The organism is Serratia sp. BFP-2025 (genome assembly GCF_050880365.1).
Taxonomy (GTDB): Bacteria; Pseudomonadota; Gammaproteobacteria; order Enterobacterales; family Enterobacteriaceae; genus Serratia; species Serratia surfactantfaciens.
Map to the genome: position 1 here is coordinate 2,043,134 of NZ_JBPAFV010000001.1, position 21,310 is coordinate 2,064,443.

21 protein-coding genes are annotated in these 21,310 nt (G+C 59.8%); 13 read left to right on the forward strand and 8 right to left on the reverse strand.

Annotated features, from left to right (window positions below; genetic code table 11):
- Positions 1-10 precede the first annotated feature (10 nt).
- Genes prmC through hemA form a run of 3 tightly spaced genes read right to left on the reverse strand, consistent with a single transcriptional unit; the run spans position 11 to position 3,223 of the window.
- Complete coding sequence (gene prmC / locus ACRAWE_RS09610) at positions 11-844, reverse strand: peptide chain release factor N(5)-glutamine methyltransferase (protein ID WP_432525283.1); 834 nt, start codon at positions 842-844, stop codon at positions 11-13.
- Positions 844-1,929, reverse strand: coding sequence for a peptide chain release factor 1 (prfA, locus tag ACRAWE_RS09615; protein ID WP_019454779.1), 1,086 nt, complete (start codon positions 1,927-1,929; stop codon positions 844-846). Before prfA ends, prmC begins: the two co-directional genes overlap by 1 nt.
- A 31-nt stretch (positions 1,930-1,960) precedes the next feature.
- Positions 1,961-3,223 (reverse strand): glutamyl-tRNA reductase, encoded by a 1,263-nt coding sequence (gene hemA, locus ACRAWE_RS09620; protein ID WP_432525284.1) that lies wholly within the window; start codon positions 3,221-3,223, stop codon positions 1,961-1,963.
- A gap of 308 nt (positions 3,224-3,531) precedes the next feature.
- Here hemA and ACRAWE_RS09625 point away from each other — a divergent pair, with 308 nt between their 5' ends.
- The 4 genes from ACRAWE_RS09625 to prs all read left to right on the forward strand — a co-directional run bounded on the left by ACRAWE_RS09625 (position 3,532) and on the right by prs (position 6,529).
- Positions 3,532-3,798 carry a hypothetical protein gene (locus tag ACRAWE_RS09625; protein WP_156785406.1) on the forward strand — a complete coding sequence of 89 codons (267 nt, stop codon included), beginning with the start codon at positions 3,532-3,534 and terminating at the stop codon, positions 3,796-3,798.
- 122 nt (positions 3,799-3,920) lie between these two features.
- Positions 3,921-4,544, forward strand: coding sequence for a lipoprotein insertase outer membrane protein LolB (gene lolB / locus ACRAWE_RS09630; protein WP_432525285.1), 624 nt, complete (start codon positions 3,921-3,923; stop codon positions 4,542-4,544).
- Positions 4,541-5,407, forward strand: a complete 867-nt coding sequence (gene ispE / locus ACRAWE_RS09635; protein ID WP_432525286.1) for a 4-(cytidine 5'-diphospho)-2-C-methyl-D-erythritol kinase — start codon at positions 4,541-4,543, stop codon at positions 5,405-5,407. The genes lolB and ispE overlap by 4 nt, the downstream gene beginning before the upstream one ends.
- 174 nt (positions 5,408-5,581) lie before the next feature.
- A complete protein-coding gene (gene prs, locus ACRAWE_RS09640; RefSeq protein ID WP_004941061.1) occupies positions 5,582-6,529 on the forward strand; it encodes a ribose-phosphate diphosphokinase in 948 nt (315 codons plus the stop codon).
- A 185-nt stretch (positions 6,530-6,714) separates the two neighbouring features.
- On the opposite strand, the gene ychH is transcribed toward prs, so the two are convergent.
- Positions 6,715-6,993, reverse strand: coding sequence for a stress-induced protein YchH (gene ychH / locus ACRAWE_RS09645; protein WP_432525287.1), 279 nt, complete (start codon positions 6,991-6,993; stop codon positions 6,715-6,717).
- Positions 6,994-7,294: 301 nt separating this feature from the next.
- Between ychH and pth the strand changes: the two genes are divergently transcribed.
- Positions 7,295-7,885 (forward strand): aminoacyl-tRNA hydrolase, encoded by a 591-nt coding sequence (gene pth / locus ACRAWE_RS09650; protein WP_004941053.1) that lies wholly within the window; start codon positions 7,295-7,297, stop codon positions 7,883-7,885.
- 37 nt (positions 7,886-7,922) lie between these two features.
- On the opposite strand, the gene ACRAWE_RS09655 is transcribed toward pth, so the two are convergent.
- The gene (locus ACRAWE_RS09655) at positions 7,923-9,452 is read right to left on the reverse strand and encodes a SulP family inorganic anion transporter (RefSeq protein ID WP_019454771.1); all 1,530 of its coding nucleotides are present in this window, start codon (positions 9,450-9,452) and stop codon (positions 7,923-7,925) included.
- Between the two features lie 334 nt (positions 9,453-9,786).
- Between ACRAWE_RS09655 and ychF the strand changes: the two genes are divergently transcribed.
- The gene (gene ychF / locus ACRAWE_RS09660; RefSeq protein WP_004941048.1) at positions 9,787-10,878 is read left to right on the forward strand and encodes a redox-regulated ATPase YchF; all 1,092 of its coding nucleotides are present in this window, start codon (positions 9,787-9,789) and stop codon (positions 10,876-10,878) included.
- A 128-nt stretch (positions 10,879-11,006) separates the two neighbouring features.
- Here ychF and ACRAWE_RS09665 read toward each other — a convergent pair whose 3' ends face one another.
- The gene (locus tag ACRAWE_RS09665; protein WP_154746994.1) at positions 11,007-11,951 is read right to left on the reverse strand and encodes an amidohydrolase family protein; all 945 of its coding nucleotides are present in this window, start codon (positions 11,949-11,951) and stop codon (positions 11,007-11,009) included.
- Positions 11,952-12,131: 180 nt separating this feature from the next.
- Here ACRAWE_RS09665 and ACRAWE_RS09670 point away from each other — a divergent pair, with 180 nt between their 5' ends.
- Positions 12,132-13,013 (forward strand): LysR family transcriptional regulator, encoded by an 882-nt coding sequence (locus ACRAWE_RS09670; RefSeq protein WP_432525288.1) that lies wholly within the window; start codon positions 12,132-12,134, stop codon positions 13,011-13,013.
- Positions 13,014-13,098: 85 nt separating this feature from the next.
- Here the strand turns inward: ACRAWE_RS09670 and ACRAWE_RS09675 are convergent, their stop codons facing one another.
- On the reverse strand, positions 13,099-13,551 hold the full coding sequence (locus ACRAWE_RS09675; RefSeq protein ID WP_432525289.1) for a tautomerase family protein: 453 nt from the start codon (positions 13,549-13,551) through the stop codon (positions 13,099-13,101).
- Positions 13,552-13,717: 166 nt separating this feature from the next.
- On the opposite strand from ACRAWE_RS09675, the gene ACRAWE_RS09680 reads away from it, so the two are divergent.
- The gene (locus ACRAWE_RS09680; protein WP_063919239.1) at positions 13,718-14,212 is read left to right on the forward strand and encodes a winged helix-turn-helix transcriptional regulator; all 495 of its coding nucleotides are present in this window, start codon (positions 13,718-13,720) and stop codon (positions 14,210-14,212) included.
- A 5-nt stretch (positions 14,213-14,217) separates the two neighbouring features.
- Here ACRAWE_RS09680 and ACRAWE_RS09685 read toward each other — a convergent pair whose 3' ends face one another.
- Positions 14,218-14,619: a helix-turn-helix transcriptional regulator gene (locus ACRAWE_RS09685; protein WP_244889067.1), complete on the reverse strand. Its 402-nt coding sequence runs from the start codon at positions 14,617-14,619 to the stop codon at positions 14,218-14,220.
- Between the two features lie 657 nt (positions 14,620-15,276).
- Between ACRAWE_RS09685 and ACRAWE_RS09690 the strand changes: the two genes are divergently transcribed.
- From ACRAWE_RS09690 to ACRAWE_RS09710, 5 genes are all read left to right on the forward strand, one after another.
- Positions 15,277-15,810, forward strand: a complete 534-nt coding sequence (locus tag ACRAWE_RS09690) for a fimbrial protein (RefSeq protein WP_019454765.1) — start codon at positions 15,277-15,279, stop codon at positions 15,808-15,810.
- Between the two features lie 89 nt (positions 15,811-15,899).
- Positions 15,900-16,622, forward strand: coding sequence for a fimbrial biogenesis chaperone (locus tag ACRAWE_RS09695; protein ID WP_019454764.1), 723 nt, complete (start codon positions 15,900-15,902; stop codon positions 16,620-16,622).
- A 20-nt stretch (positions 16,623-16,642) separates the two neighbouring features.
- The gene (locus tag ACRAWE_RS09700; RefSeq protein WP_432525290.1) at positions 16,643-19,174 is read left to right on the forward strand and encodes a fimbria/pilus outer membrane usher protein; all 2,532 of its coding nucleotides are present in this window, start codon (positions 16,643-16,645) and stop codon (positions 19,172-19,174) included.
- Between the two features lie 28 nt (positions 19,175-19,202).
- On the forward strand, positions 19,203-20,543 hold the full coding sequence (locus ACRAWE_RS09705; protein ID WP_211129515.1) for a fimbrial protein: 1,341 nt from the start codon (positions 19,203-19,205) through the stop codon (positions 20,541-20,543).
- A complete protein-coding gene (locus ACRAWE_RS09710; RefSeq protein WP_211129514.1) occupies positions 20,543-21,292 on the forward strand; it encodes a fimbrial biogenesis chaperone in 750 nt (249 codons plus the stop codon). The genes ACRAWE_RS09705 and ACRAWE_RS09710 overlap by 1 nt, the downstream gene beginning before the upstream one ends.
- Positions 21,293-21,310: the final 18 nt, after the last annotated feature.

Sequence of the window (21,310 nt, forward strand, 5' to 3'; positions counted from 1 at the left end):
TCAGAGGCGCTTATCCCGGCCATTGGCCGAGCGTCACGCGGTCGTTGTCGCCGTAATCACGGTGGGTAGCGACAGCGGAAAATCCGGCGGTCTGCAGCAGCGTGCGCACGCTCTCACCCTGCTGCCAGCCATGTTCCAACAGCAGCCAGCCCTGCGGCTGCAGATAGTGCGGCGCCTGGCGCACGATGGCGGCCAGATCCGCCAAGCCATGCTCGGCGGCGACCAGCGCACTGCCCGGCTCGAAGCGCACGTCGCCCTGCGACAAATGCGGATCGGCGGCGTCGATATAGGGCGGATTGCTGGCGATCAGCGCGAAGCGCTGCCCCGAGACGGGCGTAAACCAGCTGCCCTGCAAGAATCGGACGTTGTCGATCTTCAGCTTGTGCGCGTTGTGCTGCGCCAGCGCGACCGCATCCGGCTGCACATCGACGCCGACTGCCGAACAATCCGGGCGCTCGCTGGCCAGCGCCAGCGCGATGGCGCCGGTGCCGGTGCCGAGATCGAGGAAATGACAGGGTTGCGGCGGCAGGCGCGCCAGCGCCAGCTCCACCAGGCATTCGGTATCCGGGCGCGGGATCAACGTTGCGGGCGAGACCGACAGCGGCAGCGACCAAAACTCGCGCTCGCCCACCAGATAGGCCACCGGCTCACCGCGTTCGCGGCGCGCCAGCAGCGTTTCCAACTGCTGTTGCTGCGGCGGCGTCAACAAGGTTTCACCGAACGCCATCAGGAAGGTTCTGGCCTTGCCGGTCACGAAACCCAACAGGATTTCCGCGTCGCGCCGGGCGCTGTCGCTGTGGGTCAAACGCGCGGCGGCGGCTTGCAGCCAGTGTTGATAATCCATCACTCTTGCTCGGCGGACAGCGCCGCCAGCTGATCGGCCTGATACTCCTGCACGATCGGCTGGATCAGCATGTCCAGTTTGCCTTCCATCACCTCGTCCAGACGGTAGAGCGTCAGGTTGATGCGGTGGTCGGTCACCCGCCCCTGCGGGAAGTTATAGGTGCGGTTGCGATCGGAGCGATCGCCGCTGCCCAGCAGGTTGCGGCGCGTGGACGCCTCGGCCTGCTGGCGCTTGGCCATCTCGGCGGCGCGAATGCGCGCGCCCAGCACCGACATCGCCTTGGCTTTGTTTTTGTGCTGAGAACGTTCGTCCTGGCACTCCACCACGATGCCGGTCGGCAGGTGGGTGATGCGGATCGCCGAATCGGTGGTGTTAACGTGCTGGCCGCCGGCGCCGGAGGAGCGGAAGGTGTCGATTTTCAGATCGCCCGGGTTGATGTCCGGCAATTCGGCCTCCGGCACTTCCGGCATCACCGCCACGGTGCAGGCGGAGGTGTGGATGCGCCCCTGGGATTCGGTTTCCGGCACGCGCTGCACGCGGTGGCCGCCGGATTCAAACTTCAGCTGGCCGTACACGCCGTCGCCGGAAACTTTGGCGATCACTTCCTTGAAGCCGCCGTGCTCGCCTTCGTTGGCGCTCATCACCTCGACGCGCCAGCGGCGGCTTTCGGCGTAGCGGCTGTACATGCGGAACAGATCGCCGGCGAAGATCGCCGCCTCATCGCCGCCGGTGCCGGCACGCACTTCGAGGAAGCAGCTGCGCTCATCGTCCGGATCTTTCGGCAGCAGCAACACCTGCAGCTGTTGTTCCAGCTCTTCGCTGGTCGCCCGCGCCTGTTTCAGCTCTTCCTGCGCCATCTCGCGCATTTCCGGATCGTCCAGCATCATTTCCGCCGTCTCCAGATCCTCCTGCACCTGACGCCATTCCAGGAAGCAGCGGCTGACGTCGGTCAGCTGCGCGTATTCTCGCGACAGCGCGCGGAACCGGTCTTGGTCGGCGATAACGCCGGCATCGCCGAGCAGCGCCTGCACTTCTTCATGGCGCTCTTGTAACGCTTCCAGTTTGGCAACAATAGAAGGCTTCATGCGTGGTAATAAACCCTGTTAATAGAGAAAACTAATGCTGATCCAGCCCGAGGCTGTCGCGTAATAACTGCAACCGCTCCACGTCGCCGTCGCCGGCGGCCTGCTGGAGGGATTTGGTGGGGGCATGAATAAGGCGGTTGGTCAGTTTATGGGCCAGCTCGTGAATAACCTGCTCCACGTTGGCACCCTGCGCGATGGCGGCCAGCGCTTTGGCCTCCATTTCTGCGCGGATCTGGTCGGCCTGCGAGCGGTAGTCGCGAATGGTTTCCACCGCACCCTGCGAACGCAGCCAAGCCATAAAGTTGGTGCTTTCCTGCTGCACGATCGACTCCGCCTGCACCGCCGCCGCTTTGCGCTGCGCCAGGTTGCTTTGAATGATGGCGTGCAGATCGTCCACGCTGTACAGATAAGCGTTGGCCAGCTTGCCGACTTCCGGTTCGATATCGCGCGGTACGGCGATATCCACCAGCAGCATCGGCTGGTTGCGGCGCGCTTTCAGCGCCCGCTCCACCATCCCCTTGCCGATGATCGGCAGCGGGCTGGCGGTGGAACTGATAATGATGTCGGCGTCCGCCAGGCGTTCGTCGATCTCCGGCAAGGTGATCACTTCCGCGCCAACTTCGTCCGCCAGCAGCTGCGCGCGCTCGCGGGTGCGGTTGGCGATGATCATGTGCCGCACTTTGTGTTCGCGCAGGTGGCGCGCCACCAGCTCGATGGTTTCACCGGCGCCCACCAGCAAGACGTTGAGATCGGCCAGCGATTCGAAAATCTGCCGCGCCAGCGTACAGGCGGCGAAAGCAACGGAAACTGCGCTGGCGCCGATTTCGGTTTCGGTGCGCACGCGCTTGGCGACGGAGAAGGATTTCTGGAACAGGCGCTCCAGCTCGCCGGACAGCGACTGGCCGCGTTGCGACTCGGCGAAGGCCTTTTTCACCTGGCCGAGGATCTGCGGTTCGCCCAGCACCAGCGAGTCCAACCCGCTGGCCACCCGCATCAGATGGCTGACCGCGTCGTTGCCCTGATGCCAGTACAGGCTTTTCTTCACCTCTTCCGGGCGCAGGTTGTGGTAGGCGCACAGCCAGGCGACCAGCTGCTCGAGCATGTGCTCCTGTTGCTCAACGCTGAGATACAGCTCGGTGCGGTTGCAGGTGGACAACACGACGCCGCCCTGCACCAACGGTTGTTGGAGCAAGCTGGTCAGCGCCTCATCGATGGACTCTGGCGAGAAGGTCACCCTTTCACGCAGAGAAACCGGAGCAGTTTTGTGATTTATACCTAACGCCAGCAGGGTCATTGCTTCGAGTAATACTTCTGTTGGTACGGGTTCTCGTTGAACGGCATTCTACTTGATGCGCGGGATCAATAAAAGTAACAACCGCATCTTCCGTTCAATCGCTGTCATAGACGACATCAATTAATGAATAAGTAATAAATACAGTGAGATGATTTATAATTTGACGGCATAACATACTGAATTTTAGCGCAAGATGCGGTATCCCGCGCAGGATTCGGTAAAACCTGCAGGCTATCCGCTTATAATCCGCGCGTTTACCACCCCAGCGTGCCGCAACGATAGGATGGATCCAAGATAAAAGAGACCTGTTGGCAAAAAACCTGCTTGGCCTGAAAATAAAAAAATACCGCACCGGCAAAGCACAGAAGCGAAATGATTATTCGCACCGCTATCTTCATTCGATTATTTCCCGCAACAAAAACCCCCGGCAGCATACCGAGACAAACATCAACCAAACGCTAACGGCGGCCCCCTGCCGTAACGAAAATTGTTGCGCCCGGGCAGCGCTACGAAACGATTGTGTTAATCTTAATGGCGACCCCGACGCGCGCGCCGGGTTGGCATTGCGCCGGTAAAAGCGGCAAGATTCAACGCGATGCAGCAAAAAATTGACGCGTCGCCGCCGCCCCGTTAGCGTGAGCGCTGAATCCGGGTTTCGTCGCGCATGCCCGCAAGGACAAAAGGACAAGAGAAAGTTATGCCAATACGCAAAGTTAGTTTGCTCCGTCTGATCCCGCTGGCCAGCCTGGTGTTGGCCGCCTGTACCACCACCAAGCCGAGCGGCCCGGCCACCAGCCCGACCTCACCGCAGTGGCGCGCCCATGAGCAGGCGGTGCAGCAGCTCAGCACCTATCAGACCCGCGGCTCCTTCGCCTACTTGTCTGATCAGAAAAAAGTCTACGCCCGCTTCTTCTGGCAGCAGTTCTCGCCGGAGCGCTACCGCCTGTTGCTGACCAACCCGCTGGGCAGCACGGAAATGGATCTCAACGTGCAGAAAAACGTGGTGCAGCTGACCGATAACCAGGGTAAACGCTACGTCAGCGATAACCCGGAAGAGATGATCCGCAAGCTGACCGGCATGGCGATCCCGCTGAACAACCTGCGCCAATGGATGCTCGGTCTGCCGGGCGAAGCCAACGATTTTGCGCTGGATGACCAATATCGTCTGAGCAAGCTGACCTACCAGCAGGGCGGCCAGACGTGGAAAGTGGATTACCAGGGCTACAGCACCGAGGTGCAGCCGACGCTGCCGAACCGCCTGGAGCTGCAGCAGGGCGACCAGCGCATCAAGCTGAAAATGGATAACTGGACGCTCAAATGATCCGCCAGTGGCCCTCCCCCGCGAAGCTCAACCTGTTTCTGTACATCACCGGCCGTCGTGAAGACGGCTATCACCTGCTGCAGACGCTGTTCCAGTTTTTGGATTACGGCGACACCCTGACCATTGACCCGCGCCAGGACGATCGCATTAACCTGCTGACGCCGGTCGACGGCGTGCCGGACGAGCAGAACCTGATCGTGCGCGCCGCCCGCCTGCTGCAGCGCTATTGCGATGAGCGCGGCCTGCAGACCGCTGCGCGCGGCGCCGACATCAGCATCGACAAGCATCTGCCGATGGGCGGCGGTTTGGGCGGCGGCTCCTCCAACGCCGCCACCGTGCTGGTGGCGCTCAACGAACTGTGGCGCTGCGGCCTTGGCGACGACCAACTGGCAGAGCTGGGGCTCAGCCTCGGCGCCGACGTGCCGGTGTTCGTGCGCGGCCACGCCGCTTTCGCCGAAGGCATCGGCGAGCGCCTGCAGCCGGCCGAACCGCAGGAAAAATGGTATCTGGTGGCCCATCCCGGCGTCGGCATCCCGACGCCGGTTATCTTCGGCGACGCCGAATTGAAAAGGGATACCCCGGTTCGCTCCTTAAATGAGCTGTTGCAGGCGCCGTACGCAAATGATTGCGAACCGATCGCAAGAAAACGTTTTCGCGAGGTTGAACAGCTTCTTTCATGGCTGTTAGAATACGCCCCGTCACGCCTGACTGGCACAGGTGCTTGTGTGTTTGCTGAATTCGACACAGAAATCGCCGCCCGTCAGGTGTTAAATCAAGCCCCGGAGTGGTTGCGTGGTTTTGTAGCGCGCGGCGTTAACGTCTCCCCACTACATCGCATTCGTTCCGGGCGGTTTGAGTCGTAGCTCAACGTTTCGCTGCGCAGGGTCATGCACACCTGGCCCTGTTATCCCTGCGCTGCCTGCGGTCTCAATTTTAGTTTTACATACCCGTATGTATATTGCGCCGGCGTCGCCGACTGCCCCTTGGCGATGTCGTATGACAATATCTTCTCTGGACGCAAGCCTGAGGTTCTTCTCGTGCCTGATATGAAGCTTTTTGCTGGTAACGCCACCCCGGAACTAGCACAACGTATTGCCAACCGTTTGTACACCAGTCTTGGTGACGCCGCTGTAGGTCGTTTTAGCGACGGCGAAGTGAGCGTGCAAATCAACGAAAATGTACGCGGCGGTGATATTTTCATCATCCAGTCCACCTGTGCCCCGACCAACGACAACCTGATGGAACTGGTTGTGATGGTCGACGCCCTGCGTCGCGCCTCCGCAGGTCGTATTACCGCCGTTATCCCTTACTTCGGCTATGCCCGCCAGGATCGCCGCGTGCGTTCCGCGCGTGTGCCAATCACCGCCAAGGTTGTCGCCGATTTCCTCTCCAGCGTAGGGGTTGACCGCGTTCTGACGGTGGATCTGCATGCTGAGCAGATTCAAGGCTTCTTCGACGTACCGGTAGACAACGTGTTCGGCAGCCCGATCCTGTTGGAAGACATGCTGCAGCAGAACCTGGAAAACCCGATCGTGGTTTCTCCGGACATCGGCGGCGTCGTGCGCGCCCGCGCCATCGCCAAACTGCTGAACGACACCGACATGGCCATCATCGACAAACGCCGCCCGCGCGCGAACGTTTCTCAGGTGATGCACATCATCGGTGACGTGGCAGGCCGCGACTGCGTGCTGGTCGACGACATGATCGACACCGGCGGCACCTTGTGTAAAGCGGCTGAAGCGTTGAAAGAACGCGGTGCCAAGCGCGTATTCGCCTACGCGACGCACCCGATCTTCTCCGGCAACGCCGTGGACAACATCAAGAACTCGGTGATTGATGAAGTGATCGTCTGCGACACCATTCCGCTGTCGCCGGAAATCAAGGCACTGAAAAACGTTCGCACTCTGACCCTGTCCGGCATGCTGGCTGAAGCCATCCGCCGCATCAGCAACGAAGAGTCGATCTCTGCGATGTTCGAGCATTGATGCGTCGTCTTTCCGGTGCGGCACCCACCGTGCCGGAAAGATAACGTGCCCGACAGCAGAAAAAGAAAAACCCGTTGGTGCGTGCGCAACAACGGGTTTTCTACTCGTAGTCCAACATGACCTCAGACCTTAATGCACGGCAGATATTCCCTTGCCCTGCTCTCGCTTCCCTTCTGATTTTTTAATCAATGCGACGAACGATGTTGGTCGTTGCGGCACCGTTTATCAAAGTGTTTTACCCACCAGTAGCGATCCGCCACCTGCTCGCGGCCGCCGATACGCGCGCCCACCAGCCACAACAGCGCGCCGACGAAGATGCTCATGATGGCACCGTGGGCGAAAAATTGCGGTAAATCGAACTGGGATACTTCAGCAATAATGGAGTATCCGACGCCGCCGATCATCACGACCAGCCCCAGTCCCATAAAAAAGTTGCCCATTCTGTCCGCGTGTCTACGTTTCATATGCCACCTCCATGATTGCCATGTGCCAACCGGGATAACGCTGCAACTTGTTAACCCACTTTGATAAGTTAAGTATAGTCCTTGTTGCGGCAAGGGGATTGCGGAGGCGATCACAAATGGTAAAGAATTATTGACACTTCTTAACACGGCGCTGAAAATTAGCGGACAAATTGAATTATTCAGCTAATGAATCATTCGTCTTTCTTACCTAAGACGATGGCGGAGATCGGATTTTGTCATTCGCCGCCCCGACAGGTAGACTAAGGCCCTTTCCATTACCCTGATCATAGCGAATCTCCCAGTGAGCAGTATTAAATTGATAGTCGGCCTGGCCAACCCGGGCGCGGAATACGCCCAGACGCGCCACAACGCCGGCGCCTGGTACGTCGATCTGCTGGCCCAGCGCCACAATCAGCAGTTGAAAGAAGAGAGCAAGTTCTTCGGCTACACCGCCCGCTTGAACCTGGCAGGCAACGACGTGCGCCTGCTGGTGCCGACCACCTTCATGAACCTGAGCGGCAAAGCGGTGCTGGCGATGGCCAACTTCTATCGCATCGAACCGAACGAGATCCTGGTGGCGCACGACGAACTGGATCTGCCGCCCGGCGTGGCCAAAATCAAGCTCGGCGGTGGCAACGGCGGCCACAACGGTCTGAAGGACATCCAGAACAAGTTCGGCAACAACCCGAACTTCTATCGCCTGCGCATCGGTATCGGCCATCCGGGTGACAAGAACAAGGTGGTGGGCTTCGTGCTCGGCAAGCCGCCGGCCAGCGAGCAGAAGATGATTGACGAAGCGATCGACGAGTCGCTGCGCTGCACCGAAATGCTGATGAAGGACGGGCTGGAAAAAACCGTTCAGCGCCTGCACAGCTTCAAGGCGCAGGCCTGAACCTTGCCGCAGCGGGCGCCCTGCCCGCTGCCTGCTTTTAGCCGCGCGGGTTGAAGGTTTCCTCTCCCACCCGGCGATCGTCGGCGGTGAAACCCTCTTCCGCCACGTAATACTGCGGATCGTCCAGCTCATGGCTGCAGAACGGCCCGGCGCGCTTAAGCAAGCGCACGCAGTCACCGCTCAGGTGGCGCAGGCGGATGCTTTTTCCCGCCGCCAGATAACGCGCCGTCAGCTTATCGATAGCCTCTACGCCGCTGGAATCCATCACCCGGGTGCCGGCAAAATCCAGCACCACATTCTGCGCATCGCTCTGCGGATCGAACAGCTCGGCGAAAGCGGCGGCGGAGCCGAAGAACAGCGGGCCATCCAGTTGATACACCGCCACGTCGCCCGCCACCTGCCGCTGGCGCACGCGGATGCGCGCTTGCTGCCAGGCGAACACCAGCGCCGAGATAATCACCCCGCTGATCACCGCCACCGCCAGATCGGTAAAGATGGTGATCAGCGTGACGATGATCATTACCAGCGCATCGGCTTTCGGCATGCGGCGCAAACGGCGCAGCGAGCTCCACTCGAAGGTGTTGTAACACACCACCAGCATCACCCCCGCCAGCGCCGCCACCGGCAACAGGCCGATATAGCGCGACAGGCTGACCACGAACAGAATCAACAGAATGGCGCCCACCGTGCCGGAAATGCGCCCGCGCCCGCCCGAGGTGAAGTTGATGATCGACTGGCCGATCATCGCGCAGCCGGCGAAGCAGCCGAACAGGCCGCATACCGCGTTACCGGCACCCTGTGCGATGCTCTCGCGGTTGCCGTTCCCCTTCTTGCCGCCCATTTCATCCAGCACCGTCATGGTCAGCAGCGATTCAATCAAACCGACCAGGGCGATCACCACCGCGTAGGGCAGCACTACCCGCACCATCTCCAGGGTGAACGGCGCCGTCGGCAGGCTGAAGTGCGGCAGCGCGCCGGAAATGTCCGCCAGATCGCCCACCCGCAGCGTGTGCAGATTGAGACCGATTGCCAACGCCGAGACCACCAGCAGCGCCGCCAGCGAAGACGGAATGGCTTTGGTCAGGCGCGGGAACAGCACCACCACCGCAATTGCCAGCGCCACCAGGCCGTACATCAGCGGCCCCTGCCCGGCGATCATCTTCAGCTGCGCCAACATGATGACGATCGCCAGACCGTTGACGAAGCCGTGGATCGCCGGCAGCGGCACCAGACGAATGAACTTGCCCAGCCGGAAGGCGCCGATCAGGATTTGAATCGCCCCGGCGAACAGCGTGGCCCACAGCACGTAACCCATGCCGTACTGCGCCGCCAGACTCATCAGCACCACCACAATGGAGCCGGCGGCACCGGAGACCATGCCCGGCTTGCCGCCGAACAGCGCCGTGACCAGGCCGATAATAAACGCGGTGTGCAAACCGACGATCGGCGAAAGACCGGCGACCAGCGAAAAGCCGACCGCCTCGGGGATCATCGAAACCGCCACCACAAAGCCCGCCAGGACTTCATTTTTAACGTCCGCGATCCTGACGTTACTCAGATTAAACATGCATTATTCACTTATGACAGATGACATCATCTCCCCGCGTAGCGGGTATGGGGAGCCGCAAGGGGCGGCAGACTGCAGGCGGGCACAACTCAGGGTGGCGTAGGCAAGAAATACATCCGGCGCGTTTCCTGTCGGTTAATCGGAATGGCCAGTATGGGTAAATGTGATCCAAATCTCAAATAAAAACCGGCCGCCCGCGCTGCGTTCGCCCCGGCCAAGCAAGTCTGATCGAGATAAACGCCCATTACGTGTATAATGGCGGCATTATTTTGCCCTTTATGCAGTCGATTAAACCTAACCGACTAATAGTTAAGATATTTAAGGTGATTACAACATGGGATTCAAATGCGGTATCGTCGGCCTGCCTAACGTAGGCAAATCCACCCTGTTCAACGCGTTGACCAAAGCGGGCATTGAAGCAGCCAACTTCCCGTTCTGCACCATTGAACCGAACACCGGTGTGGTGCCGATGCCCGATCCGCGTCTGGATAAGCTGGCCGAGATCGTCAAGCCGCAGCGCATTCTGCCAACTACCATGGAATTCGTCGACATCGCCGGCCTGGTGAAAGGCGCGTCTAAAGGTGAAGGCCTGGGCAACCAGTTCCTGACCAACATCCGCGAAACCGAAGCCATCGGCCACGTGGTGCGCTGCTTCGAGAACGACAACATCATCCACGTCAACAACAAGGTCGATCCGGCCGAAGATATCGACGTGATCAACACCGAGCTGGCACTGTCTGACCTGGACACCTGCGAGCGCGCCATCCACCGCGTGCAGAAGAAAGCCAAAGGCGGCGACAAAGACGCCAAGGCCGAGCTGGCGGCGCTGGAGAAATGCCTGCCGCACCTGGAAAACGCCGGCATGCTGCGCGCGCTGGACCTGACCGCAGAAGACAAGGCGGCGATCAAATACCTGAGCTTCCTGACGCTGAAGCCGACCATGTACATCGCCAACGTCAACGAAGACGGCTTCGAGAACAACCCGTACCTGGACACCGTGCGTAAAATCGCCGACGCCGAAGGCTCCGTGGTAGTTGCCGTGTGCGCCGCCGTGGAATCCGACATCGCCGAGCTGGAAGACGAAGAGCGCGACGAGTTCATGGCCGAGCTGGGCCTGGAAGAGCCGGGCCTGAACCGCGTGATCCGCGCCGGTTACGAGCTGCTGAACCTGCAGACCTACTTCACCGCCGGCGTGAAAGAAGTGCGCGCCTGGACCATCCCGGTCGGCGCCACCGCCCCGCAGGCGGCCGGCAAGATCCACACCGACTTCGAGAAAGGCTTTATCCGCGCGCAAACCATCGCTTTTGACGACTTCATCACCTACAAGGGTGAGCAAGGCGCCAAAGAAGCCGGCAAAATGCGCTCCGAAGGTAAAGACTACATCGTCAAAGACGGCGACGTGATGAACTTCCTGTTCAACGTCTAAGCCCTTCCCCGCAGCGTTTCTCTCCGCTGCCGGAAACGGAAAAATCCACGCTTCGGCGTGGATTTTTTATTCTCGGCAAGGAACCCGCCAGCGCTTAAAGCAGTGCGGCATCGTCCCAGCAGAAACCCTTATTTATTTAACCGCGCGAAAAGCGCCAGACCGTTATTTCGGTTGAAGCTTGCTTTTTGCGCATCAGTCAGGTTTGTTTCGGCGTCGAGAATATGATTAAACTTAGCGGCGACGGACTCCGGTGCATAAGGATAATCGCTGCCGAACAGAATATTATTATGATTCGCAAAGGTCAGCAGGCTGGAGAATGCATTCGGGCCGGAAGACAATGCGGTATCAAAATAAAAACGCTTAAACTTATCGTTCAATTCCTGAGCTGACGGCCCATTTGGATTAAGCGACTCCGCCAGCAATGTAAAACGCAAAGCGGCATAAGGCAGGAAGCCGCCGGCATGCGAAAGAATAATTTTCACGTCAGGATAATTGTCCATAACGCCGTTCAGCACCATATGGACGGCATTGCGGGTAGTATCAAACGGATAATCAACCAAGGGGCCAGGAACGCCATCCAGCAAATCCATGATGGGATGACCAGGGTGAATGAAAACAACGGCAGAGCGTTGGTTAAGCGCCGCCCAAAGCGGAGCCCACTTTTTATCCCCTAAATAAACCCCTTCATAGTTGGTTAATAACACCACGCCATCGGCTTTCAGCACATCCAGTGCATACTCAACTTCACGCACCGCCCCCTCAACGTCCGGCAACGGCACAGTCGCGAAGTTGCCAAACCTCGTGGGGTATTTCGCCACCAGATCCGCCGTATATTCATTGACTTTCCTGGCCATATCGCGGCGCGCCTGGCCTTCCCAGCCAACCACGCTTGGCGCGGTTAACGACAAGACGCTGGTCGCTATTTGCTGTCTGTCCATATAGCGCAGATGGTCGTCCGCCGTCCATTTGGGCAAGGTCCATCCGGACGGATCGCCGCCGTGGCTCGGCAGCGCACTGCCCCAAAAGGGCGGAACCAGGTGAGTATGAACATCGATTCTGGCTAATGAATTCATTTAGCGCCTCCACTATATATATTTGTTCGTTGGAAACATATAGCAACACGCTGAGTGTTGTTGACTAGCCCGCATTTCAGAAATAACCTACACTTTAACGCGAGTTCTATTAGAGGGTATTTTCATGGGCACTATATATCCAATTCATTTTTTTGAACGACTGATACAGGAATCTAATCCATGAATTTTCGCCATATCCAGGCATTCCTGGCCCTCGTTGAAGAAAAACACTTTGGCAAAGCGGCCAAACGCATTCATATTACGCAGTCGGCTTTCAGCATGCAGATAAAAGCGCTGGAAGAAGAGATTGGCGCACCACTTTTTATTCGTAACAACCGCAATGTAGAACTCACCGAAGTGGGAGAGATATTTTTAAAGAATGCGCCGGATATTTATGAAAAAATAAAAAGCACGCTTGACGAAACCAAAGCGGCGGCGAAAGGTGAGAATGGCAATGTGCGCATCGGATTTGTCGGCAATGCCGTGGCGGCAGGATTAGTCACCGCCGATATTCATCGATTTAAAGCAGAGCATCCCGGCGTAAACTTCCGCGCCAAAGAGATGTCTTACTGGAAACAAATCGATGAGATCGTCAACGGAAATATCGACGTCAGCTACTGCCCCAATCTGGATCTCAACATCCCACCGGAGCTCGGCTTTATAGCCATAAAAAAATTTGACTGGGTTGTCGTGATTCAGGAAGACTCCGATCTGGCGAAAAAAGAGGCCTTGAACAAGGAAGACCTCTCTGGACGAGACTTTATCATCTACTCGGAAAACAGCGGAGACGATGGCCAGCTTCGTATCCTGAACGCCATTATTGAAGAAGACATCAAGGTGGCCTATCGGTTGGACAGCACCTTAAGCGTGCTCGCCATGGTGGCCTCCGGCCTGGGCATCGCCATCGTTCCCTCAACGCTATCCTCAATCAAACTGCCTAACATCACCTACAGGCCGATCCCCGCCGTCGATAACGCAACTGAGGTTTTTTTCATCTATCGCAAGAATGAAAAATCCGCCATCGTTAATGCATTCATAGCCGATGTACAACATAACCTATGAGGCCTGCCGGGTTACTCTCACAGCCCCCACGCGGTGATGCCGCTTCTGTTTAAGCGAGATAATAACCCGGCACTCATTGTCGCCTTTAAGCATCGGATATTCCGCCAGCGCCGCTACCCTCCCACACCGAAGGCCGGTTCTCCTTGCGCCACCGCTCTCCCGCCGCCGTCCCCGGTACCGGCGGTTTTAAACCTTCGATAGTCCACAGCGAGAACGGCGTTTCGTCCACATGCAGCTCCCAGCGCAGCCCGCGTGCGGCGATGTAGGGTTGCAGGATGCGGGTGCAGGCCGCCAGAAATTGCTGCTGCTCCGCGTCGTTGTCCATGGCGCGCGCGATATGGTCGATGGTCACCCGCACGAAGTCATCGGCCGGTTCGCCGCCGAGATAGGCCGAACCTGTCGGCAACGCATGGAAGAAGACGTTGACGTAGAAACGCGGCAAAAAGTCCTGGTACAGGGCGGTGACCTGCTGCGCAATCGCGCGTTTATCGGCAGCGCTGAAGGCCGGTTCGGGGTGGTAGATCTGCCACAGTGGCATCGCGTTATCTCCTCGGTGTGGGCGTGGGCTATCAGCAACCGCTTTGATCGGTAGCCGGTTTAAAACATTAACTCCAATAATTAGAGTAATAACTCCAATTATTGAAGTTATCAAGCGAAGGCGATAAAATTATCGGCATTCCGGTGGCAAGCAGAGGCACAACAGGATGAAGGCAAAAGATTTTGAAGGCATGACGTGTTCGGTGGCCCACGTGCTGTCGGCGTTGGGCGATCGCTGGGGCGCTATCCTCATGCGCGATCTGCTGCTGGGGCTCTCGCGTTATGACGATCTGCGCCAGTCGACCGGCATCACCAACAGTACGCTGGCCAATCGGCTCAAAGCGCTGGAAAGCGAAGGCCTTATCGAAAAGCGGCAATACCAGACCCGCCCCGATCGCTATGAGTATCTGCCGACGGAGAAGGGAAAAGATCTCGGGCTGCTGGTGATGGCGATGATTCAGATTGGCGACAAGTGGAATCTGTCCGAGCTGGCCGGGCCGCCGCTGCGCGTGGTCGACCGCATGACCGGCCACCCCGCCACCCTGCGCGTAGTGGATGCCGTGACCGGCGAATCGCTGCCGCCGCAAAGCCTGGCGCTGGCGGCCGGGCCCGGCGCCGATGAGATCACGCGATGGCGGCTGGCCGTCGGCCAGGCCCGATAACGGCGCTACAGCAGCGCAATCATCTTCAACAGTTCCACCCGATTGCGAATGCCGAACTTTTTGCCGGCGTTATTGAGGTGCGAATAAACGGTTTTCGGATGCAGGTTTAGCCGCCGCGCGGTCAGGCGGATATCTTCCGTACGGGCGGTTTCACACAGCACCGCCGCCTCGCCAGGCGTGATCGCCGCCGCCCGATGCCGGTTCATCACGCGCCGCTCACCTTCCTCCTCACGGCGGACCAGCGCCGTGCAAGTCTCTCGCACCATCTGCAACGCTTCCCGTTTGTGCAAAATCGCATCCGGCTGCGCCGCAGCGATAAACGCCAGAATCAGCGGCGAAGTCTTATCGACGAAGAACAGTAATCTCACGCCGTTATATTCACGGCGGGTATAATTAATGAATTTCAAATAGGCTTCGAACCGGTAAATCTCATGGGGAAAGTCCATGATAATTAAATCAGGCGCCGGGCTTATATTTTTAACGATGTTAATATCTGGCGAGGATAAGGTTATCACCCCGCCGCCCAATAATGCCTTCATTCCCAGCCGGCACAGCGGCGAGCCGTCGATATAAATCACTCTCACTTTAATTCTCCTTATCAGCATGGCAGCATGCTTCCACACCTCAGGCGACTTGTCGCCGTTCTTTTTTGGGGTAATTCGCCGGCAAAGCACACCAATAAAAAACATCTTGATAACATGTTTTTCAAATAATCACGCAACCGCCAGTACGTTGATTAATCCGCAAAAAAGGCATGAATGTTTCAAATTATTTCCATCACAAAATCCGGCGATCCAATAAAAACGCAACGCAATGATATAGATCTATTTTCCATTTTGTATGATATAAGCAAAAATGAAAATAAATGTAACAACCCACACCACCGCCTTATTACCATGCGGAAAACACCTATAGGGAAAATTCTTAGTTTGTTAGGATGAAAATCCATGTTTGCCGACGCGTTTAAAAAACAATTGCGCAACATGATTAACCCACAACCGCACGTCAGTAATTTATTACTGTCAGGAAAGCTTTTATCTAAAGTTAATTAAAGGGCATTTCACATGAATGTTAAATTAGTCGCATTATCCCTGCTGGCTCTCTCCGGCGCCTGTGCGGCCGCCTCGTCCAATACGGTGCAATTCAAAGGCGAAGTCAGCACGCAAACCTGTTCGGTGAATATTAACGGCAACCAATCCAACCCGGTAGTGCTGCTGCCGACCGTCGCCGCCAGCAAACTCGCCACCAAAGGCGCCACCGCCGGCGACACCACCTTTACCGTTAACGTGACGGGCTGCGCGGCGGCGACCAGCGATACGGCGATCAAAACCGTGCTGGCGGGCAACAACCCGACCACCAACGGCAACCTGGGCAACGCGGGCGATGCCGCCAAGGTGTCCATTCAACTGCTGGACAGCGACGCCACCACGCCGCTGTCGTTCGCCAGCGGTTCGACCGTCACCACGTCGGCGATGACGCTGGCGAAAGACGCCACCTCCACCTCGCAGAACCTGGTGGCCCGCTACTACGCGGAAGACACCGGCGTAGCGGCCGGTTCGGTGATCGCCACCGCCCAGTTCGCCATTAGCTACAAATAAGCCGGCGTCAGGCGCCATACCTGTTGATGCCAGCGCCGTTCCTTAGTGGACGGCGCTGAATGACTCGCTCCCTTTATCGGTTCACGTTTATGCCGCAGATATCCCGTTCCGCCCGCCGATGGGCCGCCCTGTCGCTTTGCCTGATGAGTTTTGCCGCCACCCACGCCTTGGCCAGCGTAACGCTGCTCGGCAACCGCGTGATCTACCCCGCCGAGGCGCGGGAGAAAACGCTGCAGTTCACCAACGATGACGGCGTCCCGGCGCTGATGCAGATCTGGCTCGACATCAACAACCCGCAGTCCACGCCGGAAAACGCCGATGCGCCCTTTGTCGCCTCGCCGCAAATCTTCCGCATGAATCCGCACAGCGGGCAAATGGTGCGGTTGTCGTTCGTCGGTCAGCCGCTGGCGCGCGATCGCGAATCGCTGTTCTACCTTAACTTCCTGCAGGTGCCCGCCGTACGGCAGACGGACAACGACAAGAACAAACTGCTGCTGGTGGTCACCAATCGGCTGAAGGTGTTTTATCGCCCCGCCGGGCTGGCCGGCGACGCCAACCACGTCATCGATCGCCTTAGCCTGCGCCAGGTCGGCAACGCGCTGCGCGTCGACAACCCAACCGGCTACTACGCCAACGTCAGCCAAGCGGTCATCCTGAGCGGCGCGAAGCGCAGCGCCATTCCGCAGGCGGATCTGATACCGCCGTTTTCACAGGCCAATTGGCCGGTGAACGGGGAGGTACGGCAGGTCGCACTGCGCGTCATCAATGACTATGGGGTGGAAATCACGCGCACCCTGAACGTCGCGCGCTGAAACCAGACAGGGAGGTTCCCATGTTCGATGTCCGCAAGGCGACGCCGCTGCCCGCACGCTGGTGCTGCGCGCTGCTGGCGCTGCCGCTGGGCTGCGCCGCCGCCGACGGCTATACCTTCGATCCCGCGCTGCTGCGCGGCAGCGTGCTGAGCAACAGCGCCCTGAGCCAGTTCAACCAGCAGGACGCCGTCGCCCCCGGCAGCTATCAGATCGATCTGTACCTCAACGGCCAGTTTCTCGAGCGCGACCAAATTCGCTTCGTGCGCGCAGGCCAGCAGGTGCTGCCCTGTTTCGATCGGCCGCAGCTGACGCGCTTCGGGCTGAAGAACCCGCCGGCGGCCGAGGCGGAATGCCTGCTGCCCGGCCGGGATCTCAAAGACATCACGGTGAACGCCGATATCTCGCGGCTACGGCTGGATCTCAGCGTTCCGCAGGCGCTGTTGAACGGCCGGCCGCGCGGCAGCGTCAACCCCGCCAGCCTGGACAGCGGCGAATCGATGGCCTTCGTCAATTACAACCTCAACCAGTACCACGTCAGCTACCGGCAGGGGCAAACCCGCGATCTCGACTCGACCTACGCCAACCTGAACGGCGGGTTCAACCTCGGGCTATGGCGCTACCGCCAGCAGTCCAGCTACCGCTACGATCGGGAGTTCGGCGGTCACCTGGACACCAGCCGCCGCTACGTGCAGCGCGCAATCCTGCCCTGGCGCAGCGAAATGCTGTTGGGCGAAGGCTTTACCGACGGGCACTTCTTCTCCGGCCTGGGCTTTCGCGGCATTCAGCTCAGCTCGGACGATCGCATGCTGCCGGATTCCCAGCGCGGCTATGCGCCGGTGGTGCGCGGCGTGGCGAAAAGCAACGCGCGCGTGACGGTGCTGCAGGGCAAAAGCACGCTGTATGAAACCACGGTGGCGCCGGGGCCGTTCGCCATCAACGATCTGTACGCCACCAACTACGCCGGCGATCTCACCGTGGTGGTGACCGAAGCCGACGGCAGCGTCAGCACCTTCACCGTGCCGTTCGCCGCGGTGCCGGAATCCATTCGCCCCGGCCAGTCGCGCTACTCCGCGATCGTCGGCCGTTCCCGCTACGTCGGCGACAACGATCTGTTCAGCGAAGTGACCTGGCAGCACGGCCTGACCAACGCTCTGACCTTCAACCTCGGCAACCAGCTGGCGGACGGCTATCAGGCGGTAATGCTGGGTGGCGTGTACAGCAGCTGGCTGGGCGCCTTCGGCATGGATACCACCTATTCCCACGCCAGCCTGCCGGACGGCGGCGCCTCCGGCTGGATGCTGCACCTCTCTTACAGCCGAACCTTCAGCCCGACGGACACCACGCTATCCATCGCCGGCTACCGCTACTCTACCGAAGGCTTTCGCGATCTCAGCGACGTGCTCGGCGTGCGGCGCGCCGCCGTTACCGGTCAAAACTGGCAGTCCGACTCCTACCGCCAGCGTTCGCGTTTCGAGGTCGCCGTCAATCAGGGCATGGGCGCGTTCGGCAGCCTGACGATGTCCGGTTCGACTCAGGACTACCGCGACCAGCGCGGCCGCGACAATCAGCTCCAACTGGGCTGGGGAAAAACCTTCGGCAACGGCGTGGCGCTTAACCTCTCCGTCACCCGCACTCGCAGCCTGGGCTACAGCAACGGCGACTACCGCGGCTACGGGCCGCTGGATAACGTCTACAGCGCGCCGCTGGCGCAGAACGCGCAGACCGTCACCGCCCTGTCGCTGAGCTTCCCGCTCGGGCGCTCATCATCCGCCCCCAGCGTCTCGCTGCTGGCCAATCATAGCCAGGGTCAGGGCGGCAATTATCAGGCTGCGCTCTCGGGCAGCGTCGGCGACGAACAGCCGGTCAGCTACGGCCTGAACTTCACCACCGACGACGATCGCCAGCAAAGCATCTGGGGCGGCAACCTGCAAACCCGTCTGCCTTACGCCAACGTCACCGGCTCGTTCTCCACCGCGCGCCAGTATCGACAAGGTTCCCTGTCGCTGCAGGGCGCCGTGGTGGCGCACCGCGGCGGCGTGACATTAGGGCCGTATGTCGGCGACACCTTCGCCCTGATCGAAGCGCCCGGCGCCAGCGGCGCACGGGTGATGGACGGCCAGGGCGCGCGCGTCGATCGCTTCGGCTACGCCCTGGCGCCGTCACTGGTGCCCTATCACTACAACACCGTCGCGCTGAACCCCGAGGGCATGAACGACAAAGCGGAGCTGGAAGACGGCCAGCGGCGCGTGGCACCGTACGCCGGCGCCACGGTGCGCCTGCGCTTCAACACCGTGCGCGGCCAGGCGCTGCTGATCACCGCGCAGCGGCCCGATAACGCGCCGATCCCGATGGGCGCCAACGTGTTGGACCCAGCGGGCAACAGCGTGGGCATGGTCGGCCAGGCCAATCAGGTGTATCTGCGCAGCGATCGGAGCGCCGGCGAACTGACGCTGAACTGGGGCGACGCGCCCGGCCAGCAATGCACGCTGCATTACCGCCTGCCCGCCGGGGAAGACAGCCCGATTCAGCGGCTCAGCGCCCCGTGCCGCTAGCCCGTAAAACTTATTCTCAGGAGAGACGATGAAACGCATTGCTTACCCGCTCGCCGCCCTGGCGTTGCTCGCCCTGTCGCTGTTCGGCGCGCCCGCCGCGCTGGCCCAATGCACCCGGGTTTCTCCCGCGATCGATTCCGGTTGCGATCCCTGCGGGGTGGGCACGGCGCTGGGCCGGGTCAACCTGACCAGCACTTACCTGCAGCCCATCGGCACGCCGCTCGGCACCAGCGTGTTCGATCTTACGTCCGGCACACGCTACCCCGATCCCAACAAAGTGCTGTATGAATGCGACGCCAGCGATGCGGGGCAGATCTATGAAGTCTTCGCCACCAACGGCGACGATCGCGTCGGCGGCTATTACGATCTGGGCGCCCAGGACGGCAACCCCAACTACTACGCCACCTACTTCCCTTACGTCGGCATCCGCCTGACCCATCTGGATTCCGGCAAGGTTTTTACCCGCTACTGGCAGTCGGCGCCGATTACCCGCTACGCCACCGTCGGCAGCAAAATTCAGATCCGGGTGAAAGACTTCAGCGCCATCCGCGCCGATCTGATCCGCATCAGCTCGCTGCCGGGCGCGGGCGCCAGCAACTATTGCGGCTACAGCGCCGGCAACCCGCTGGTGGGCATGGCCTCGACCACCGGCAATTCGAACTATACCTGCACGCAGCCGAACGGCTATGTCACCTTTCAGGGGCCAGGTATCGCTTCGGATCCTATCGGCAGCGATTCCGCCACCAACTACGCCACCTGGGGCACCGGGCGCTGGAACGCGATGGGCATGGGCACCGCACCGATCTCCTCATTGACCTATACCGCCACCTGCGTGGCGCGCAACGTCACGCCGCTGGTGATCCTGCCGACCATCTCCGTCAGCCAGTTGACCGCCGGGCAAACCTCACAGGCGCAGCTCACTATCAATATCGAATGCGACAACGCCGCCGTGTCCGGCGTCAGCAGCAACAATACCGCCCTCGGCCTACAGGTGCCGTATGAAAGCTATGTCGCGGCGCAGCAGCTCGGGCTGGTCAGCGCCAACGGCGGCGTGAGCTACCTGCTCTCCAGCGGCTACGGCACCGACAGCAGCGTCGCCACCGGCGTGGGCATCGCGCTCGCCAACGCCGGCAACGGCGCGCCGATGAATTTCGTCGGCTGGGCGCGCTGCAGCGCCGGGCAATGCCCGCAGGGCAACGACGCCGGCTGGTACCCGGTGCTCAACGGCGCCAGCGGCGGCGGCAGCACCGCGGCGGGCTTTACCCACTACACCACCCAGCTCACCGCCACGCTCGCCCGGCTGCCCGGACAAACCGTCACCGCCGGCAAAGTGGACGCCAGGGCCTACGTTTGGGTTAAGGTGCAATGATGAGAAAGAAATATCTGACGATGGGATGCGCCCTGCTGCTGGCGCTGGCGGCCATGGGTGCGCAGGCGGGCATCATCGCCTCCGCCACGCGGGTGATTTTCCGCGAAGGCGACACGGAAAAAACCCTGATGTTGCTCAACACCAACGGCTATCCGATCGTGGCGCAAACCTGGGTCGATAACGGCGACGTCAACGCCGCCCCCGAACTGTCCCGCGCGCCGTTTGTCACCCTGCCCAGCGTTTTCGCCCTGCCGCCTTCGGCGCTGAAAGGGCTGCGCATCCTGTTTGCCGGCGCTAACCTGCCCGCCGACCGGGAGTCGGTATTCTGGCTCAACCTGTATGAGATCCCGCCTAACCCGCCGACCACGCCGCCGCTGGCGTCGCGCGTGACGCTGGCGATGAACACGCAGATGAAGATCTTCTACCGGCCCAGAGCGCTGCAGGGGAAAGCCGAGAACGCAGCCGAGGCAGTTTCGTTCACGCTGCAAAAATCACCGGGCGGCTATCTGCTGCGCTGCAAAAACCGGTCTGCGTTCTATCTCTCCTTCGCCCGCATAAGCGCACACATAGGAAAACGTGATTACCCGGTGCGGCAAGAAAGCGACATGATGACCGCGCCGTTCAGCATACGGGATTATCACCTCGACGGCGTTGCAGCGCCGACACTCCCTTCTCAGGTCACCGTTCAGGCCACTCTCATCAACGACCAGGGCCAACAGATCGTCAAGCCATACACAGCAAACCCATAACGATAAAAAGCAGCACAT

Excerpts from the sequence above, each read along its gene's own strand:
- ACRAWE_RS09695 (WP_019454764.1), top strand. The coding sequence starts at position 15,900 with ATGCCGCAGATATCCCGTTCCGCCCGCCGATGGGCCGCCCTGTCGCTT.
- prmC (WP_432525283.1), bottom strand. The coding sequence starts at position 844 with ATGGATTATCAACACTGGCTGCAAGCCGCCGCCGCGCGTTTGACCCAC.
- lolB (WP_432525285.1), top strand. The coding sequence starts at position 3,921 with ATGCCAATACGCAAAGTTAGTTTGCTCCGTCTGATCCCGCTGGCCAGC.
- prfA (WP_019454779.1), bottom strand. The coding sequence starts at position 1,929 with ATGAAGCCTTCTATTGTTGCCAAACTGGAAGCGTTACAAGAGCGCCAT.
- ychH (WP_432525287.1), bottom strand. The coding sequence starts at position 6,993 with ATGAAACGTAGACACGCGGACAGAATGGGCAACTTTTTTATGGGACTG.
- hemA (WP_432525284.1), bottom strand. The coding sequence starts at position 3,223 with ATGACCCTGCTGGCGTTAGGTATAAATCACAAAACTGCTCCGGTTTCT.
- ACRAWE_RS09710 (WP_211129514.1), top strand. The coding sequence starts at position 20,543 with ATGAGAAAGAAATATCTGACGATGGGATGCGCCCTGCTGCTGGCGCTG.
- ychF (WP_004941048.1), top strand. The coding sequence starts at position 9,787 with ATGGGATTCAAATGCGGTATCGTCGGCCTGCCTAACGTAGGCAAATCC.
- ACRAWE_RS09665 (WP_154746994.1), bottom strand. The coding sequence starts at position 11,951 with ATGAATTCATTAGCCAGAATCGATGTTCATACTCACCTGGTTCCGCCC.
- ispE (WP_432525286.1), top strand. The coding sequence starts at position 4,541 with ATGATCCGCCAGTGGCCCTCCCCCGCGAAGCTCAACCTGTTTCTGTAC.
- ACRAWE_RS09700 (WP_432525290.1), top strand. The coding sequence starts at position 16,643 with ATGTTCGATGTCCGCAAGGCGACGCCGCTGCCCGCACGCTGGTGCTGC.
- ACRAWE_RS09705 (WP_211129515.1), top strand. The coding sequence starts at position 19,203 with ATGAAACGCATTGCTTACCCGCTCGCCGCCCTGGCGTTGCTCGCCCTG.
- ACRAWE_RS09675 (WP_432525289.1), bottom strand. The coding sequence starts at position 13,551 with ATGCCACTGTGGCAGATCTACCACCCCGAACCGGCCTTCAGCGCTGCC.
- ACRAWE_RS09690 (WP_019454765.1), top strand. The coding sequence starts at position 15,277 with ATGAATGTTAAATTAGTCGCATTATCCCTGCTGGCTCTCTCCGGCGCC.
- ACRAWE_RS09670 (WP_432525288.1), top strand. The coding sequence starts at position 12,132 with ATGAATTTTCGCCATATCCAGGCATTCCTGGCCCTCGTTGAAGAAAAA.
- ACRAWE_RS09655 (WP_019454771.1), bottom strand. The coding sequence starts at position 9,452 with ATGTTTAATCTGAGTAACGTCAGGATCGCGGACGTTAAAAATGAAGTC.
- ACRAWE_RS09680 (WP_063919239.1), top strand. The coding sequence starts at position 13,718 with ATGAAGGCAAAAGATTTTGAAGGCATGACGTGTTCGGTGGCCCACGTG.